Annotated in this window: 14 protein-coding genes; 2 read left to right on the top strand and 12 right to left on the bottom strand. The window is 69.6% G+C overall.

The features are described 5' to 3' along the window. Positions 1-26 precede the first annotated feature (26 nt). From BLR21_RS00830 to BLR21_RS00805, 6 genes are all read right to left on the bottom strand, one after another. Complete coding sequence (locus tag BLR21_RS00830) at positions 27-1,172, bottom strand: enolase C-terminal domain-like protein (protein WP_090003700.1); 1,146 nt, start codon at positions 1,170-1,172, stop codon at positions 27-29. After that, positions 1,169-2,440 (bottom strand): ABC transporter substrate-binding protein, encoded by a 1,272-nt coding sequence (locus BLR21_RS00825; RefSeq protein ID WP_090003699.1) that lies wholly within the window; start codon positions 2,438-2,440, stop codon positions 1,169-1,171. The genes BLR21_RS00830 and BLR21_RS00825 overlap by 4 nt, the downstream gene beginning before the upstream one ends. 10 nt (positions 2,441-2,450) lie before the next feature. Next, positions 2,451-3,332, bottom strand: coding sequence for a carbohydrate ABC transporter permease (locus tag BLR21_RS00820; protein ID WP_090003698.1), 882 nt, complete (start codon positions 3,330-3,332; stop codon positions 2,451-2,453). Then, positions 3,329-4,204, bottom strand: a complete 876-nt coding sequence (locus tag BLR21_RS00815; RefSeq protein ID WP_218130699.1) for a carbohydrate ABC transporter permease — start codon at positions 4,202-4,204, stop codon at positions 3,329-3,331. The genes BLR21_RS00820 and BLR21_RS00815 overlap by 4 nt, the downstream gene beginning before the upstream one ends. After that, positions 4,201-6,384: a pectinesterase family protein gene (locus tag BLR21_RS43085; RefSeq protein WP_218130698.1), complete on the bottom strand. Its 2,184-nt coding sequence runs from the start codon at positions 6,382-6,384 to the stop codon at positions 4,201-4,203. The genes BLR21_RS00815 and BLR21_RS43085 overlap by 4 nt, the downstream gene beginning before the upstream one ends. Positions 6,385-6,591: 207 nt before the next feature. Then, the gene (locus BLR21_RS00805) at positions 6,592-7,764 is read right to left on the bottom strand and encodes an MFS transporter (RefSeq protein ID WP_090003697.1); all 1,173 of its coding nucleotides are present in this window, start codon (positions 7,762-7,764) and stop codon (positions 6,592-6,594) included. Positions 7,765-7,837: 73 nt separating this feature from the next. On the opposite strand from BLR21_RS00805, the gene BLR21_RS00800 reads away from it, so the two are divergent. Then, complete coding sequence (locus BLR21_RS00800; RefSeq protein ID WP_090003696.1) at positions 7,838-8,821, top strand: LacI family DNA-binding transcriptional regulator; 984 nt, start codon at positions 7,838-7,840, stop codon at positions 8,819-8,821. On the opposite strand, the gene BLR21_RS00795 is transcribed toward BLR21_RS00800, so the two are convergent. The 3 genes from BLR21_RS00795 to BLR21_RS00785 all read right to left on the bottom strand — a co-directional run bounded on the left by BLR21_RS00795 (position 8,822) and on the right by BLR21_RS00785 (position 12,762). Next, complete coding sequence (locus BLR21_RS00795) at positions 8,822-9,760, bottom strand: cellulose-binding domain-containing protein (RefSeq protein ID WP_090003695.1); 939 nt, start codon at positions 9,758-9,760, stop codon at positions 8,822-8,824. It lies immediately after the preceding gene. Positions 9,761-9,819: 59 nt separating this feature from the next. Then, on the bottom strand, positions 9,820-11,796 hold the full coding sequence (locus tag BLR21_RS00790; RefSeq protein ID WP_090003694.1) for an RICIN domain-containing protein: 1,977 nt from the start codon (positions 11,794-11,796) through the stop codon (positions 9,820-9,822). Positions 11,797-11,952: 156 nt separating this feature from the next. Next, complete coding sequence (locus BLR21_RS00785; protein WP_090003693.1) at positions 11,953-12,762, bottom strand: hypothetical protein; 810 nt, start codon at positions 12,760-12,762, stop codon at positions 11,953-11,955. A 154-nt stretch (positions 12,763-12,916) separates the two neighbouring features. Between BLR21_RS00785 and BLR21_RS00780 the strand changes: the two genes are divergently transcribed. Further along, positions 12,917-13,741 (top strand): alpha/beta fold hydrolase, encoded by an 825-nt coding sequence (locus BLR21_RS00780; RefSeq protein WP_090003692.1) that lies wholly within the window; start codon positions 12,917-12,919, stop codon positions 13,739-13,741. Here BLR21_RS00780 and araA read toward each other — a convergent pair. Genes araA through araB form a run of 3 tightly spaced genes read right to left on the bottom strand, consistent with a single transcriptional unit; the run spans position 13,714 to position 17,560 of the window. Further along, the gene (gene araA / locus BLR21_RS00775; protein WP_090003691.1) at positions 13,714-15,216 is read right to left on the bottom strand and encodes an L-arabinose isomerase; all 1,503 of its coding nucleotides are present in this window, start codon (positions 15,214-15,216) and stop codon (positions 13,714-13,716) included. The two genes, BLR21_RS00780 and araA, sit on opposite strands and share 28 nt — an antisense overlap. A 17-nt stretch (positions 15,217-15,233) precedes the next feature. Beyond that, complete coding sequence (locus BLR21_RS00770) at positions 15,234-15,887, bottom strand: L-ribulose-5-phosphate 4-epimerase (protein ID WP_030478566.1); 654 nt, start codon at positions 15,885-15,887, stop codon at positions 15,234-15,236. Then, a complete protein-coding gene (araB, locus tag BLR21_RS00765; protein ID WP_090003690.1) occupies positions 15,887-17,560 on the bottom strand; it encodes a ribulokinase in 1,674 nt (557 codons plus the stop codon). The genes BLR21_RS00770 and araB overlap by 1 nt, the downstream gene beginning before the upstream one ends. Between the last annotated feature and the right edge of the window lie 493 nt (positions 17,561-18,053).

Here is an 18,053-nt window from a genome sequence, read left to right as displayed (position 1 = left end):
CCCCGGCCGCCTGGCCGGGGCATTTCTCACCTCACTTCAAGAGTGTGAACTCCGATGTGTTCGAAATTCCAGTCGTCCCCGATTCCGGGTATCAGCGGAAGCGCCACCTCGCCGTTCTCGTCCAGCGGATCGGCGATGGAGTTCCGGTGTGGCGGGACCTGGTCGAAGTCGACGTGCGGGTGCAGCAGACCCCGTTCGTACCACCGGCCGGCATCGGTCGCGCCGAGCACGGTCAGGCTGCCCGCCCCGTTGCCGTGGATCTCGCAGTCCATGTTGAACGACTCCGCGAGGTGCACCGTCTTGAGCACCGGCGTGATGCCGCCACTGCCGGCGGGACCGGCTCGCAGGATGTCGCACGCCCCGGCGGTGATCCACTCGGCGCGGGTCAGGTGCTTGCCCCACGCCACCTCCGGGCCGATCACCGGGATGTCCAGCTGCTCGGCGAGCCACCGGTAGGAGCTGATCGACGCCTCCTCCATCGGCTCCTCGAACCAGTAGTAGTCCATTTCCTGCAACGCTCTGCCGAGCCGCAGCGCCTCGGTCCGCGAGTACCAGTGGCTCGCGTCGAGCATCAATGCGATGTCCGGCCCCACCGCGTCCCGCACCGCCTGGCACGCCTCGACGTCCCTGGAGACGCTGGGCGCGCCGGGCACCGGCGGCATCCACGTGTGCAGCTTGATCGCCCGGTAGCCCACCGACACGAGGTGCTTCGCGAAGTCCGCGTAGTCGCCAGGTGTCGCGAGGCCGTCCGTGTCACCGCACATCGTGCTGCCGTAGGCGGGAATCCGGTCCCGCGCGCCCCCGGCGAGCTTCCACGCCGGGAGCCCTGCCTTCCGCGCGACGAGGTCCCACAGCGCCTGGTCGACGAACCCGAGCGCGCGGTCGGTGAACCCGCCGTGCGCGCCCCGTTGCCTTCGCCCGAGCAGCCGCCACAGCCGTTCCCGGTCCCACGGGTCCTGACCCAGCAGCACCGGCCGCACGTGCTTGTCCAGCACGGCGGGCCGCAGCTGGTCGGGCTGGACCTGGCAGTACCCCGTGGCGCCGTCGGTGTCGGTGATCTCCAGCAGCGCCTCGACCACCTCGTGCTCGGGCGCCGGATGCCGGTGCCCCTCCGGGTCGACGGACGTGGCTGCCGTGGTCCTGAACGTCCGCACCACCACCCGTTCGATCACTTGCGCTGCTCCCAGTCCTGCTGGGCGGTGGTGAGCTTGGCCGCGAGCTGGTCGAGGAACTCCTGCGCGGACATCTGGCCCAGCAACACCTTCTGGTAGAGCGGTTCGGTGTCCGTCTTGGTGATCGACGAGTACTCGGGCAGATAGACCGGCGCGGGCACGAGCACGGTGGCCGGGTCCTCCAGGACCCCGAGCGCCATCTTCACGGCCGGGTTCTTCTGGATCCACTCGGCGCCGCGCACGTCCGTGTTCGCCGGGATCTGGCCGACCTTCTCGTTCCAGTAGCCGTTGCTCTCGGCCGACGTCAGGAACTCTACGAACTTCCAGGACGCCTCACGGTTCTTGCCGCCCTTGAACACCGCGAAACCGTCGGTCGGGTTCGGCACCACCGTGCGCTTGCCGGACGGCCCCTTGGGCAACGGCATGGCGGCGACACGTTCCGGGCCGAGCGCCTTCATCACGTCCGCGGTCGAGCCGAGGTTGTGGTGCATCATCGCCACCGTACCGCCGGTGAACTGCGCGACCATCTGCGTGTAGCTGTTGTTCACGTCGGCCTCGGGCGTGGCCTTCTTGTAGAGCTCGGCCACCTTGCGCACGAGCTCGGCGTTGCGCGGGTCGGCGACCGTGCTCCTGCCGCCGTCGTAGAACTTCTCGACGCCGGAGTAGGAGTAGGCCTCGGCCAGCAGCTGGAAGACGGACCCCGCACCACCGCGGATGGTGAAGCCGTACTGGTTGTCCGCCGGCCTCGTCAGCTGGGTGGCGGCCTTGGTCAGATCGTCCCAGGTGGACGGTTCCGGGATCTTGTTCTCCTCGAACCGGTCGGACCGGTACCAGATGATGTCCATGTTGCCGGACGCGGGAACGGCGTAGAGCTTGCCGTCGGGCGCGGTCTGCCGCACGGTCTCGAGCAGCCCCGGCAACAACTTGTCCTTGAGCGCGCCGTTCTCGATCCGGTCGTCGGCCGGTTCGAGCGCGTCCTGGCCGACGAGGTGCGCGAGGTAGGACGTCGTGACGCCACCAACGTCCGGAGTGGACCCACCAGCGATGGCCGTGTCGTACTTCTGCTGCACCGACGAGCTCGGAATGCCGACGTACTCGATCTTGATGTCGGGGTTCGCCGCCTCGAACCGCTTGATCAGCTCCTGGTAGATGGGCGTGCGGCCGGGGCCGCCGTTGTTGTCCCAGAACGTGACCGTCGTGGGTCCGTCCTGTCCTCCCGCGGAACACGCGCTCAGCACGAGCGCCAGCGCGACCAGCAGTCTCTTCATGTCCTCTTCCTCATCCCTTGACCGCGCCGGCGCTGAGCCCCTGCACCAGGAACCGTTGCACCACGGCGAAAACCAGTACGACCGGCACCGCGGCGATGACTCCGCCCGCCGCGAGCGCCCCGAAGTCGGTGTTGAACTCCCCCAGCGCGTAGCTCAGCCCGACCGGCAGCGTGAACTTGTCCTGCTTGCTCGCGAACATCAGCGCGAACAGGAAGTTGTTCCAGGCACCGATGAACGCGAACGACCCGACCGCCACGAGCGCGGGCTTGAGCCGCGGCAGCGTCACCGCGAAGAACGCGCGCAGCCGCGAGCACCCGTCGACCATCGCGGCCTCTTCGAGCTCGATCGGGACGTTGCGCACGAAGCCGCTCATCAGGATCAGCGCGAGCGGCAGCTGGAACGCGGTGTCCGCGATCACCAGGCCGGTGAGGCTGTTCAGCAGCCCGGCGGACTTGAAGATCACGAACAACGGGATCAGCATCATCGCGCCCGGGATGAACTGCGTGCACAGCAACGCCAGCAGGAACACCCGCTGACCGCGGAACTTGAAGCGCGCCAGCGCGTAGCCGCCCATGAGCGCGAACACGGTGACGACGATCATCGTGCCGACCCCGATGATCAGGCTGTTCTGGAAGAACAACCCGAACCCGATGCCGTTCCACACCGTGTCGAAGTGCTCGAACGTGATCGGCCACGGCACGAGCGAGGTCTGGCCCGTCGGCCGGAACGCGAAGACGAGCATCCAGTAGAACGGGATCAGCGTGAACAGCAGGTAGAGCACCAGCGGGAGGTGCAGCCGGAAGTACCGGCTCGGGTCGCGGTGCTTCCTGCGTCGCGGCGGCGCCGGTGGCGGCTCGACCGTCGTCGCCGGGCGGATGAGGGTCTGGGTCACGTCCGGCTCCCGAACTTGGACAGCCTCAGGTAGAGGATGGAGAAGAACAGCAGGATCACGAAGCCGGCCATCGTCAGCGCCGAGCCGTACCCGAAGTCGTGCGAGTCGACGGCTTTGCGCGCCACGTAGAGCGGCAGCGTGGTGGTCTGGTTCGCCGGTCCACCACCGGTGAGCGTGTAGATGAGGTCGACGTTGTTGAACTCCCACACCGCGCGCAGCAACGTGGAGAGCACGATCGCGTCGCGCAGGTGTGGCAGCGTGACGCTGACGAACTGGCGCCACCGCCCGGCACCGTCGACCGAGGCGGCCTCGTACAGGTCGTTCGGGATGGTCTGCAGGTCGGCGAGCAGCAGGATCGCGAAGAACGGCACCCCGCGCCACAGCTCGGTGACGACGGTCGCGGGGAACACGGTCGCCGGATCACCGAGCACCGAGGTGCCGGGATCACCGATGCCCCACTGGGCGAGCTGCTGGAAGATCCCCGTCGACGGGTTGTAGAGCAGGATCCAGATGCCGGTGGTGAGCACCCCGGACACCGCCCACGGCGAGAACACCAGCGCCCGCGCGAACCCCCGGCCGATGAACGTCTCGTTGACGATCAGCGCGAGGACGAGTCCCAGCACCAGTTGCAGTCCGACCTCGACGACCACCCACTTGGCGCTGAACGCGAGGCTCTGCCAGAACAGCTGGTCCTCGAACAGCATCCGCCGGAAGTTCTCGAACCCGATGAAGCCGTTCTTCCACGGCTGCGTGACGGTGTGCTGGCGGAGGCTGAACCACCCGACGCTGGCGATCGGGTAGACCAGGAACACCGCCATCAGCACAAGCGTCGGGGCGATCAGGGCGTACGGCGCCCACGTGCGGGTCCTCACGCCGGGTTCCACCCGCTCAGGTAGGTGGCCTTCGTGTGCTGCCGCGCCTGCTCGTCGGTGAGCTGCGGACGGTCGGTTCCGGTGCCCGCGCCGGGCCCGGTGTTGCGGTACTCCGCGAACCTGGCTGCACGCCACGGGAACCCGGACATGTCGGTCCACGGCTGGCGTTTGATCGCCGCGGGCAGCTCGGTGTCGCGGATGACCACCTGGGCGATCGCGTCCGGGTCACCGCCGGGATGCCAGGGCCTGCCGAGGAAGTACGTGCCGGCCGGGGCATCGCTGCGGATCTTCGAGTTGACGATCAGGAAGCCGTGCGGGTTGTCCCTGCGGGTGCTGGCGGCGGTCACGTACCCGTTGGGGTCGCGGCCGCGGTTGAGCGCGGTGATGGTCGCCCGTTCGAAGACGGCCGTCGCCCTGCCGAAGAGGAAGTCGACGTCGCCGGTGATCGCGCAGTCCCGGTAGTACTGCCGCGACCGCGTGTTCACGGCCGGTGTGTCGGCGTACAGGGTGTCCTGGTGGCCTTCGAAGCGCACGCGGTCGAACAGCATTCGATCGCCGGTGGCCTTGACCGCGACCGCCTGCGTGGCCGTGATCTCCGGATGCTTCGCCCGGTCGAACGAGTTGCGGAAGGTGACGTCACGGGCGGTGAACCCGTCCGCGGCGATGGTCGCCGTGGCGCTGCCCGTGGTTCCGTGCGTGGTGCCGTCGGGTTTCTTCGTACCGTTGGCGTTGTCGAAGTCGATGACCACGTCCTGGGCACGGCCGGTGGCGCCGCGCAGGGTGAGGTCCTTCTTGATCGCCGGGATCCTGACGACCTCCCGGTACACGCCCTTCGGCAGCGTGATCACGCCTCCCGCCGGTGCCGCGTCGATCGCGGACTGCACGGTGGGGAAATCCCTGCCCACCACGAGGTGGTGTCCCGCCGGTGGCGCGCCCGCCCGGAGGTGCCTGATCCGGTGCGCGGGCTCGAGACCGCGGTTCAGCGTCGGCGTCCACCCGGCGTCGGTGCCGAGGGCCTTGTCGGGGAACGCCGCGTTGTGCGCGTTCACCAGGCTCACCGGCCTGCCGTCCACCAGGTTGCCGGTGTCGGTGATCGCCGTACCGCCCCAGTTGTAGACGATCTTCTCCGGCGCGATGCCCTTGATGTAGTTGTTCTGCGCGTGGATCTGGGACTTGACGCCGACGCCCCAGCTGTAGGTCTGCGCGCCTTCGTACAGGTTGTTGTAGACGTGCACCTGGCCGAACCGCACGCGGGGCGTGCGTTCCAGCACGTTGCGGAAGACGTTGTGGTGCACCGAGACCCGCAGCTTGCCCGGATCGGTCGTCGAGGAGTTCGACGAGCCGATCAGCATGGTCTTGGCGTGCTCGGCGAAGACGTTGCGGGACACGGTGACGAGGTCGGAGCCGTTCGTGATGTCGAGCTGCCCGTCGTGCACCTGGTACGGCCGTCCGAAGTGGAGCGGCTGGGTGCTGTCGACGTTCGGCTCGTCGGTGAACGTGCTGTGGTCGACCCACACGTGCTCGGACCGCTGGACCGACACCGAATCGTAGCGCGAGTTCCAGTTGCCGGGCGGCGAGCCGGGGCTGTTGTCGGTGGGATCCCACTGGGGGAAGCAGTCACGGGTGTCGCGGAAGGTCAGGTTGCGCACGATCACATTGCGCGCGTTGTGGATCCTGAGGCTGCCGCCGGTGATCCCGGCCCCGCGACCGACCCCGATGATCGTGGTGTCCGCGAGGACGGTCAGCCCGATGACCGCTTCCTGCTTCTTCGCCGACGCCACCCGAGCGTCCTCGAGCACCCCTTCGGGTTCGCGCTCCCATCCCCAGACCGCCGGGTCGTAGGCCGCGAGGTAACCGGCCAGCGTGTAGCCGTCGGTCGCGTAGTCCTCACACCGCAACGGTTTCCCGTCGGCGCCGGTGTTCGCGTCGATCACACCCCTGACCTTGATGATCCGCGGAGCCGGCGAGGCAAGTGCCGCGACGAGCTCGGCCCGCGTGCGCACCTCGTGCACGTTCGCGGCGGGGGCCGCCGCTCCCCCGGTCGTACCCGGCCCGGCCGACGCCCAGCCGTCCCCCGCGGGCAGCACCTGCCGCGCGGGGTCGTGACGGGCGTGCGCGGGAAGGCTCACCACCCCGGCGGATGCGCAGGCCAGAACCAGCGCGCCAACGAAAAGCCGCATGACGGAATACCCTTCGGAAAGGATTCACATTCTTGAACAAGGTCCACGATCGTGAACCGAGTATTACGAATGCTTCCGGCATGCGTCAACGAAGTGAATTCATTCGATGATTCGGCACGGTGTTCGACTATTCTTCGAATCGAATACCGTCGAACAGCGCGAACGCCGCGATCAAGTTTGATCGCGGCGTTCGTGTTCCGTAGAGCCTCAGCTCTTGGGTTGTCGCAGCGAAGGCGTGAGCACCAGCGCGGGCAGCAACAACAGCGGCACGATCAGCAAGGCCCGCAACACCCCCGACTGGTTGCCGAGCAGCCCCACGAGCGGCGGCCCCGCCAGGAACGCCGTGTAGCCGATCACGGCGACAACGCTGACCCGAGCCGCGGCACGGTCCGGATCGTCGGCGGCGGCGCTCATACCCACCGGGAAGCCGAGCGCCGTCCCGAGGCCCCAGACGGCCACGCCCGCGACCGCCAGACCGAACGACCCGGCGAACACGGCCAGCGTCACGCCCGAAGCGGCCAGCAGCATCGAGAGGACCACCGCCGGGACGCGGCCCCAGCGGTCCAGCGCGATGGTGCCGAAGATCCTGCCGAACGTCATCGTCGTGACGAACACGCCGAACACCAGCGCGCCCAGGGCCGGGTCGACCTCGTAGCCGTCGATGAACGCCACCGCCACCCAGTCGTTCGCGGTGCCCTCGGTGAACGCCAGCACCAGCACCAGCAGTCCGATCAGCAACGTGCGGGGCTCGCGCCACGCCGCCATGACCCCGCTGCCGCTGCCGTGCTCCGCCTCGGCGGCCAGGCTGTACCTGCGCGCGGCCAGCAGCGTGCCGCCGGCGACCACCACGGCCACGACGGCGAGGTGTGCGGTGACGGGCAGGACCGCCCACGCCGCGAGCGACGCCAGGCCCGCGGCGGCGACCGTGCCGAGGCTCCACATGGCGTGGAAGCGCGGCATCACCGTCTTGCCGAGAGCGCGTTCCACCTCCGCGGCCTCGACGTTCATCGCGACGTCGCACAACCCCGAGCCGTAACCGAGCACGAAGATCCCGATCGCCGTCACCACCGGCGACGGGTAGGCGCCGATGCCGACACCTGCCACCGCAAGTCCCAGCGCGACCGTCACCGCCGAGAGGCTGACCGTCCGTTTCGGCCTGAGCCGGTGCGTGACCTCGCCCGCGGTGAGCATCGCCAGGCACGCGCCCACGGACATCGACAGCAGCAGCAACCCCAGCGCGGCCGGTGTGAGACCCAGCGCGTCACGGGCGGCGGGCACACGGGCGAACCACGTCGCCACGGCCACGCCGTTCAGCCCGAAGGTGACCGCGACCCCAGCGGCGGCGGCTCGGACCTGACTGCGTGGCACCGTGACCGACATCCCGGCCCTCCTTTCTCGATACATGAAGTACCTACCCCATACATGGAAGCGCTTCCACCGCAATACTGCTGAGATGACGGGAGAACGCACCGCGACACTCGACGACGTGGCACGGGCCGCAGGCGTGTCCCGGGCCACCGCCTCGCGCGTGGTCACCGGCCAGGGTCCGGCATCGCCGAGGGCACGGAACAGCGTGACCGCGGCCGTGGCGGCACTGGGCTACGTGCCGGACGCCTCCGCCCGCGCGCTGGTCACCCGCACCGGCACACGTCTCGCCATCGCCGTCATCGGCCACACCGCCGCCGTGCTCGACGATCCTTACGTCGGCCGCGTCCTGACGTCGGCGGCGCACGTCGCCGCCGAGCGCGAGGTCGGCGTCTCCCTGCACTGGCTGCCCCTGCGTGATCCCGGATCGCTCGCCCGGCTCGCCGACGGACGCGGGCTCGGTGGCCTGGTGGTGGTGAACCCGACGCGACCGGCGCTGGAGAGCGTGCCGCGGACCCTGCGCGGCCGGGTCGCCGCGGTCGGGGTCGGGGCACGGCACGTGCCGTCGTTCGACGTCGACAACCGCGCCGGCACGGACGGGGTCGTGCGGCACCTCGTGCGCACCGGAAGGAAACGGATCGCGATGGTCACCGGACCGTCCTGGCTGCTGTGCTGCGACCGCGCCGTCGACGCCTACCGGCGGGTACTGCGCGACAGCGGCGGCGAACCCCGGGTCGTCACCGGCGACTTCACCGCCGCCCGCGGCGCCGAGGCGGCCACCGAGATCATGGCGCGGTGGCCGGACACCGACGCGGTGTTCGCGCTCAGCGACCTCACCGCGCTGGGCGTCCTCGACGGACTTCACGCGCTGGGCGTGCGGGTGCCGGGGGACGTGGCCGTCGCCGGATTCGACGACATCGCGTTCGCCGGGCTCAGCCGCCCGGCGCTCACGACGAGCACGCACCCGGTGGAGGACATCGCCGCCGCGGCGGCCCAGGCCGTCCTCGACCGCCGTGAGACCTCCGGGGCGACGTTCTACCCCTCCGCTCTCGTCGTGCGGGAGAGCGCGTGATCATTCGACCGAACAGGACTGGCCGTTGAGCGTGAACGAGCCGGGAACGGAGTTCCCGCCCCGGACCGAACCGTTGAACCCGATCGACACCGAATCGCCGGGCTGCATCTGCGGGTTGTAGTCGGCGTTCGCGGCGTTCACGGTCGCGCCGGACTGCCGTGCTTTCGCATTCCACATGTCGGTGACGTTCTGCCCGTTCGCGAAACTCCACCGCAGCGTCCAGCCGTGGACGGACGTGGAACCGGTGTTGCGCACGCTCACATTCGCCTGGAAGCCACCCGGCCACTGGCCGGAGATGCGATAAGCGACCGCGCACGCCCGTGCGGGCGGCACCGTCGTCGTGGGTGCCGGGCGGGGAGGCACCGTGGTGGTGGGAGCCGGGCGCGGCACGGCAGTCGTGCCGGGCGCCGGGAGATCCGTGGTGGCAGGAGGCAGGGGCGCGTCGAGACCGTCACAGGGCGGTCCCCACAGGCCCTTGTTCGCCCCGGCCGCCTCGGACTCCGCCGTGAGCAGCGCACCACCGTCGACGCCTTCCGCCCGCAGCACGCCTTGCCGTACCGCGAGCAACGCGTAGTCGGTGCCGTCCTCCAGTGCCAGGTTCACGTCACCGGAGACGACGGGACTGATGCGGACGGCGCTGGCCAGCAGCGTCGTCCTGGCGAACGACACCGCGCCCTCGGCCCAGCAGGCCGGAGGTTCCGCCAGCTGCGCGATGCGGGCCTTCGTCCCGTCCGCCAGCTCGACGGTCCGGCCGTCGATCACGTCGCGCACGAAGTGCAGCACACCCTGGTACCGCGCCTCCTCGTTGACGAGGGAGGGCGGTTTCCAGGGCGTCCTGGCGGGAGGCGTCGGCGACGGCGGCCCTGCCGTGCAGGCTCCGGTGAGCAGGACCAGAACCACGAGCCAGTGCTTGCGCGCCACCACTACCCCAATTGTCATTGAACCCTCAACAACCCTAGAGCGTCACGGGCCAGGTTCAATCGACCGTTCGGAGTGGACTACCTGCGCGGAACGGCGGTCATCGACCAACGCTGGTTGGCACCGGATGTCGCCTGGTACAAACCAATTCTGGCACCGTCCTCACGCGACTCGCCGACCACGTCGAGCAAACTTCCGTTCTCCTGGTTGACGAAAGTCCACGTGCCGTCCCCGGTCGACGACAGCACCCACCTCGCGGCCGGGCCGTCGGAAGTGCTCAGCACGACGTTCCCGCCGCCCGCCGCGATCCTCTGGCCGGTGGCGGTGTTGACGATGGAGAACTGGGCACGGTTGTCGTAGCCGCCGGACCGGCGTTCCACGCGCCACACCTGGTTCGTCGCCGCCGGATCGGTGGTGCGCTGGACGAGCGAGGTGCCCGAGGGCGCAAGCGACTTACCGCTCTGCACCCCGGTGAGCCGGTACTCCCCGCCCAGCGCCGCCGCGCGGTTCACCCCGCTGACACCGGTCACCTCGAACGTGGTGACCGACTTCGCCGGCACGGAGAGCGTCGCCTTGCGGTCCTTCACCCGCACTGCGGCGCCCTTCAATAGTGCGCCGTGCTGGTCCGTCACCACCGGACGTACCGAAGCGTTCTTCCGCACCGACGCGAACGCTGACAGGTCCAGCGTCACGGACTGCGCCTGATCGGACTTGTTCAAGTGCACCACGGACTTCAGCTCGGTGTTGCGCACCGCCGCCACGTCGGTCGTGGTGTTGACCTTCACGAGGCGGTCGCCGGGCTTGACGAAGTGGGTGAAGTTGCGCAGCGCGTGGAACTTCGTGTTGACGCGCGCCGGGCACGTCGCGAGCGTGTCCTGCCGGTCGCAGTCGAACGGGATCTGGATGACGCCCCAGTTCATGCCGTCCGGCGACTCGGCACCGGGCGTCATGTTGTTGTAGTCCTCGATCGCCTGCCACAGCAGCCAGGCGCGCGGTTCCAGCTCGCGCAGGTCGTCGATCACGCGCTCGGCGATGCCGAGGCCGGGCTCCATGCTGGTGAAGCTCTGCCCGGTACCCCAGTGCCCGTCGACCTCGCTCATCCACAACGGCTTGTGCGAGCCCTTGGCGATGTCACGGGCAGACGTGCGGCGTGCCGTGCCGTACGTGTGCACGTTCAGCTGGCTGACCTGCGCGCGCACCGAGGCGGGATAGGCCGCCCAGTCTTCGGCGAAGAGGCCGGGGTTGGTCTCGTCCGGTGCGGACACGGTGGCCTTCACCCTGTTGGCGCGCAACGCCTGCGCCATCGCGGGCACCACCTTCGCCTGCAGGGCGGGCCCGATGTGGGCGCCTTCCTGCCGCCCGCCCGTCGGGTTGCCGTCCGGGCCGAGCGTCGTGCGCCAGTAGGGGGTGTTGGGCTCGTTGAACGGGTCGACCGTGGCGAACTTGATGCCGTGGGCCCGTTCCAGTTCGGCGGTGGCCTGGGCGAGGTAGGCGGCGAAGTCGCCGATCCGGTCCTCCCGCAGCTGGTCCGCGTTCGGGTCGAAGCCTCCGGAGACGTACCCGCTGACGGTCTGGAACCACGGCGGCGAGTTGCTGAACGACTCCCACCGGGTCACGTCCTGCTTGATCCGGTCGACCCACCACCGCTGACGCGGATCCGCGCCGGCGTCGAAGAAACGCGGATCGCCCGGCTTCCACCAGTCGGTGTCCGTGCGGGTGGTACCGGCAGGCGCCTTCCACCAGCCGGGCACCGCGGCACCCGCGCGCAGGTACTCCGGCACGTCCGGGGCGTTGCCGCCGCCGACGTTGTACCGCGCGATGTTGAGGTTGAGACCGTCCTCGCCGAACAGGAGCTCCGCCAGCTGGTTGCGGATCTCGTCCGGGTAACCACCCGTGGCGTTGGCGAACCACACCAGGCTCGTGCCCCAGCCCTGGAACGGCTCCTGCTGATAGGTCGGATCCGGTCTCACCGTGACGGATTCGACGGCGGCCGTGGCAGGCACCGCAGTGGAGAGCGTGAGCGCCGAAGCGGCGAGCAGAGCGACAATTCTGGTCATCGGTTCTCCGTTGAACGCGCGATGTTCACGCTAACATCTATCGACAACCCGCTGGCACGTCAAGGTCCTGCCGGGCGGAGGCGCGCCCGCCCGGCAGGACCCGTGGGAACGCTCGCCCCGAGGAGACGGGCCCGCACGCTCGAACCCCGAGGAGAGTTACTTGAGCGAGCAGGTGGCGAAGCGCTCCAGCCCTTGAGGCCGCGCCCCCACGCGGCCGATGGAGATCGCGATCCGGTCCAGCGCCGCGGTGCGCTTGCTCGCCAGCGGGCCCAGGATCGCGTTCTGCACGAAGTTCGGCCCACCCTGACCGGCCGACGTGCGCAACCGCTCGTTCGCCTCCAGCAGCTGCTTGCCGAGGTTGGCGAGTTCGCGGTCTACCTCGGCGCGCGCGGCCGCGGGGACGTTCTGCACGACCGGAAGCGGGCATTCGATCACCTGCCCGGCCGCCGAACCGGTGCCGGTGTCGGTGCCGGTGCCGGTGCCGGTGCCCGAACCGGTGCCGGCGTTCCCGCTCGTAGACGCCGGTCGCGTCGTCGTCGGTGGTGCCGACACGGCGGGCGCCTGGCCCAGCCCGCAGGTCGCGAACCTCTCCAGCCCCTCGGGCTTGTCCGCGACCCGGCCGATGGCGGTCTCGATGCGGTTCAGCGCCGCGACCCGCTTGCTCGCCAAGGGGCCGAGAATCGCGTTCTGCACGAAGTTCGGCCCGCCTTCACCGGCCGACGTGCGCAGCCGGTTGTTCGCCTCCGCTATCTGCTTGTCGAGGTTGGCCAGCTCTCGCTGGACCTCGGCCTGCGCCGCGGCCGGCACCGCCGGGACGACCGGCTGCGGGCACGCGATCGCGCCGGTGGCGGTCTCCCCACCGGCGAAGGCGACGGCCGCGGTCACCGCGGTGAGCGTCGCGGCGACGGCGACTCCGGCCACGAGCACCCGCTTGCCTCGCTGGGGTCGTGCATGCGCTCTCGACATATTCGAACCTCACGACTAGGGGATGGTTTGTGCCGGCACAACGGGATACGGACCGGGAAAGCAAAAAGTTCAACTACTTGTGAGCGTTCACAGCAAATGGCATGCTCTCGACTCATTCCGCAGTCCCGCACCTGCGAAGAACCGGGGAACAGCCATGCCATCGGCAGACAGAGTCGTCCACGAGCAGGTCCCGTTGCGCGTCCACGGCGTGAACCTCAAGGTCGCGTCTTTGCGTCGCGGGGGCGTCGACGCCCCCGTCGTCTTCCTGCACGGGTTCGGCACGAGCAAGGAGGACTACCTCGACGTCCTGCAGCGGCACGAGTTCGCCGGGCGCCCGTTCCTCGCCTACGACACACCCGGTGCGGGCGCCACGGAGTGCGCCGACCTGGGTGAGGTGGACCTGCCGTTCCTGGCGGAGACCGCGCGGGCGATGCTCGACCGCGCGGGCATCGGCCGGTTCCACGTCGTCGGGCACTCGACGGGAGCCCTCACGGCGCTTCTCCTGGCGCACAAGGAACCGGGCCGGGTGCTGAGCTTCGTCAACATCAAGGGTGTGCTGGCACCGGAGGACTGCGTGCTGAGCAGACAGGCGCTGAACCACCGCGATCCCGGTGACTTCCTCTTCAAGCTCGCGGAACGCAGCCGGGAGACGTCCTGCTACGGCGGCGGCCTGTACGCGGCGAACCTGCCGGGCAAGGTCCAGCGCGGCGCCGTGCCCACCCTCTTCCGGTCGATGGTGGAGCTCGCCGACCACGGGAACCTGCTGCAGAAGTTCCTGTCACTGCCCTGTTCGAAGATGTACCTCTACGGCGAGCAGTGCGCCGGTCTGTCCTACCTGCCGATCCTCGACGCGAACGGGGTGGAGCTGGCGGAGATCCCCCACAGCGGGCATCTCCCCCTGTACTCCAACCCCGTCGCGACGTGGCGGCAGATCGCCGAGTTCCACGCTCGTCAGCTGATTCCCAGCGCCAGGCGGTGATAGGCGGAGTTCCAGCGCAGCCGGTCGGTGAACGAGGCCGGCGTCGTCGCGGAGTCGATGAGCACGAGCTCCGTGGCGGCCATCTGCGCGAAGTCGCGCAGCACCTCGGCCCCGACCGCCTGCGTCATCACCGTGTGGTGCGGGCCGCCCGCGGTGAGCCAGCACTCCGCGGACGTCGAGAGCGACGGCGCCGGCTTCCAGACGGCCCGTGCGACCGGCAGCTTCGGCAGCGGCTCGTCCGGCTCGACCACCGTGACCTCGTTGGCCACCAGGCGGAACCGGTCGCCCATGTCGGCCAGACCGACCACCACGGCAGGTCCGGGCTGGGCGTCGAACACCAGCCGCACCGGGTCCTCGCGGTCGCCGATGCCCAGCGGGTGGATCTCGCAGGACGGCTGCGCCGCGGCGATCGTCGGGCAGACCTCCAGCATGTGGGCGCCGAGGATCTTCGGCTCGCCCGGCCCGAAGTGGTAGGTGTAGTCCTCCATGAACGACGTGCCGCGGCCGGTGCCGGTGCCCATCGCCTTCACGGCCGCGAGCAGCGCCGAGGTCTTCCAGTCGCCCTCGCCGCCGAAGCCGTAGCCGTCCGCCATCAGCCGTTGCACGGCGAGACCGGGTAGCTGCCGCAACCCGCCGAGGTCCTGGAAGTTCGTGGTGAACGCCCCGAACCCGCCGTCGTCCAAAAAGGACCGCAGCCCGATCTCGATCCGGGCCGCGTAGCGCAGTGAGTCGTGCCGCTCTCCCCCGCGCGCCAGCTCCGCCGAAAGCCGGTAGGTCTCGGCGTAGTCGGCGACGAGCAGGTCGATGCTCGCGTCGGGCACGGCGTCGACCACGGCGACGAGATCGTTGACGCCGTAGGTGTTGACCGAGACGCCGAACCGCAGCTCCGCCTCGACCTTGTCGCCCTCGGTCACGGCGACGTCGCGCATGTTGTCGCCGAACCGCGCCAGCTTCAGGCCGCGCAGGTGCGCGCGACCGGCGGCGGCACGGGCCCAGCCGTCGATCCGCTCGGCCACCACGGGATCACTCGCGTGCCCGGCGACCGTCTTGCGCGCCACCCCGATCCGGGTCTGCACGTAGGCGAACTCGCGGTCGCCGTGCGCGGCCTGGTTGAGGTTCATGAAGTCCATGTCGATGGTGGACCACGGCAGCGCCTCGTTGAGCTGCGTGTGCAGGTGCAGCAACGGTTTGCGCAGCAGGTCCAGCCCGGTGATCCACATCTTCGCGGGCGAGAACGTGTGCATCCACGCGATCACGCCGACGCACGACGGGTCGTTGTTCGCCTCCTGCATGATCGCGCGGATGGCGCCGGAGTCGGTCAGCACCGGCTTCCACACGATCTCCGCGCTGATCCGGCCGGACTCGGTGAGCATCCGCTGGATCTGCTGGGACTGGGCCGCGACCTGGTCGAGCGTCTCGGGGCCGTAGAGGTGCTGGCTGCCGGTGAGGAACCAGATCTGGGGCTTGTCCGGCATGTGCTCTCCTTCTGGGCTCACTGGCCGTAAACGTTCTGGTAGCGCTCGTAGAGCCGGTCGACGTGCTCTTGCTCGATCACGTCCGGCTTGCCGAGCTGGAGTGCGAAGTGGACGGTGCGGGCGACGTCCTCCACCAGCACCGCGGCTTTCACGGCTGCGCGGGCGGTCGCGCCGACGGTGAACGGGCCGTGGTTGCGCATCAGCACGGCAGGAGACCTGCTGGCACTGAGGGTTTCCACGATCCCCTTGCCGATCGAGTCGTCGCCGATCAACGCGAACGGCCCGACGGGGATGGCGCCGCCGAACTCGTCCGCGATCATGGTGAGCACGCACGGGATGGGCTCGCCGCGCGCCGCCCACGCTGTCGCGTAAGGAGAATGCGTGTGCACGACGCCGCCGACGTGGGGCATGTGCCGGTACACGTAAGCGTGGGCCGCGGTGTCGGAGGACGGCGCGAGCTCACCCTCGACGAGGGTGCCGTGCAGGTCGGTCACGACCATCGCGTGCGGTCCCAGCTCGTCGTAGGACACCCCGGACGGCTTGATCACCATCAGCTCGTGGCCGGGCACCCGCGCCGACACGTTGCCCGCCGTCCAGCTCACCAGCTCGTAGCGGGTCAGCTCGCGGTGGAGTTCGGCGACCGTGCGGCGAAGTTCTGCCGTTGCGGACATCAGCTCTTCCCCTCCAGGGCGGCGCGGCGGTACTCACGCAGCCGGTGCATGACATCGTTGGCACCCCGGCCGAAGTAGTCGTGCAGTTCGAGGTAGTCGTGGAAGAGCCGTTCGTACGCCTCGACGTTCTCCTCAACGGGAGTGAAGACGTTGCGCCGCACCGATCCCATCGAGTCCGCCGCCGCGCGGATGTCCTGGTACGCGCCCGCCGCCACCGCGGCGTGCATCGCGGAGCCGAGCGCAGGGCCCTGCTCCGAACCGATCACCGACAGCGGCAGGTTCACGACGTCGGCGTAGATCTGCATCATCAGCGTGTTCTTGACGAGCCCGCCGGCGATGACGAACTCGGTCACCGGCACGCCCGCGTCGGTGAAGGTGTCGATGATCATCCGCGTGCCGAACGCCGTGGCCTCCAGCAACGCGCGGTAGACGTCCTCGGCCTTCGTGGCGAGCGTCTGACCGACGACCACACCGGACAGTTCGTGGTCGACCAGCACGGACCTGTTGCCGCTGTGCCAGTCGAGCGCGACGAGCCCGTGCTCGCCGACCTGCTGGTCGGCCGCCAGCTCCGAGAGCAGCTCGTGCACCGTGATGCCGCGTTCGCTCGCCTGCTCGTGGTAGGCGGGCGGCACCTGGTTGCGCAGGAACCACGCGAAGATGTCGCCGACACCGCTCTGCCCGGCCTCGTACCCCCACAGCCCCGGCACGATGCCGCCGTCGACGACGCCGCACATGCCCGGCACCTCGCGCAGCACGTCTCCGCTCATCACGTGGCACGTGGAGGTGCCCATGATCGCGACCATCTGGCCGGGCCCGACGGCCTGCGCGGCGGGCGCCGTGACGTGGGCGTCGACGTTGCCGACCGCCACCGCGATGCCCTGGGACAACCCGGTCCACTCCGCGGCCTGCGCGGTCAGTGCGCCGGCCCGGTCGCCGAGCGCGGACAGCGGGTGGTCGAGCTTGTCCGCGACGAAGGCCGCGAACTCGGGGTTGAGCTCGGCGAGGAAGTCGTCGCTCGGGTACCGGCCGTCCTGGAGGATGCCCTTGTAGCCGGCGGTGCAGGCGTTGCGCGTGTAGGTGCCGGTGAGCTGCCAGACGATCCAGTCGGCGGCCTCGACCCAGTGCGCCATCGCCGCGTAGACCTCCGGTGCCTCCTCCAGCACCTGCAGCCCCTTGGCGAACTCCCACTCCGAGGAGATCAGCCCGCCGTAGCGCGCGAGCCACGGCTCCTTGCGCTGACGGGCGAGCTCGTTGATCCGGTCCGCCTGCGGCTGGGCGGCGTGGTGGCGCCAGAGCTTGATGTAGGCGTGCGGGTTCTCCGCGAACTCCGGCAGGTCGCACAGCGGCGTGCCGTCCGCGGTGACCGGCACCATCGTGCAGGCGGTGAAGTCGGTCCCGATGCCGATCACCTGGTCCGCGGAGATCCCGGCCGCCTCGACAGCCTGCGGGACGGCGGTGCGCAGGACGTCGAGGTAGTCGGCCGGGACCTGCAGCGCCCACTCCGGCGGCAGCGGCCGGCCGGTGGCGGGCAGCACCTGGTCCACCACTCCGTGGCGGTACTCGTGCACAGCGGTGCCGAGCTCGGCGCCGTCGCGGACGCGCACGACCACGGCGCGGCCGGACAGCGTGCCGAAGTCGACACCCACCACGCACGCGTCGCGGTCGATCGTCATGTCAGTCACGACCTGAGTGTTATCGCTAACAATCAGGGAGTCAAGACGTGCCCGAAACATCGTGATTTCCCTGTGAGGGAGGGAAATGGGTGCGACGTGAGCGCACGACAAACCGGTCCACTCCGGGACCGGTACGGCGCAGGCGCCGCGCTGGGACCGCCTGGCCGCGCAGCGGCGCCCGCGTGGCCGATGCCGCGAGGGCCACGCCCATGGGGTGGCCTGCTCCGGCCGCGCACCCCCAAGCCCCGCTGTCCGCGGCTCACGCGGGGGTACGAAACGGCGTGTCGAGACCGCGACTCGCCGGGCGAAGCTGAGGAGCTATCCCGTGCCCGCCGCGAGGCGAGTACGCGAGGAGTCTTCGTACTCTCCTACGGGACGGAAGGACCCGCATGCAATCCGCGACCGGCGTGTCAACAACGCGACACGTCAGTCGGGACAGCACGAACCAACCGAGCCGCGCCCGCCGCGAAGCGAGTACCCGGGAAGCTTTCGT

Source organism: Lentzea albidocapillata subsp. violacea, assembly GCF_900100275.1.
GTDB lineage: Bacteria > Actinomycetota > Actinomycetes > Mycobacteriales > Pseudonocardiaceae > Lentzea > Lentzea violacea.
Note: the sequence above shows the minus strand (reverse complement) of the source record. Positions and strands in the feature narration are given on the sequence as shown.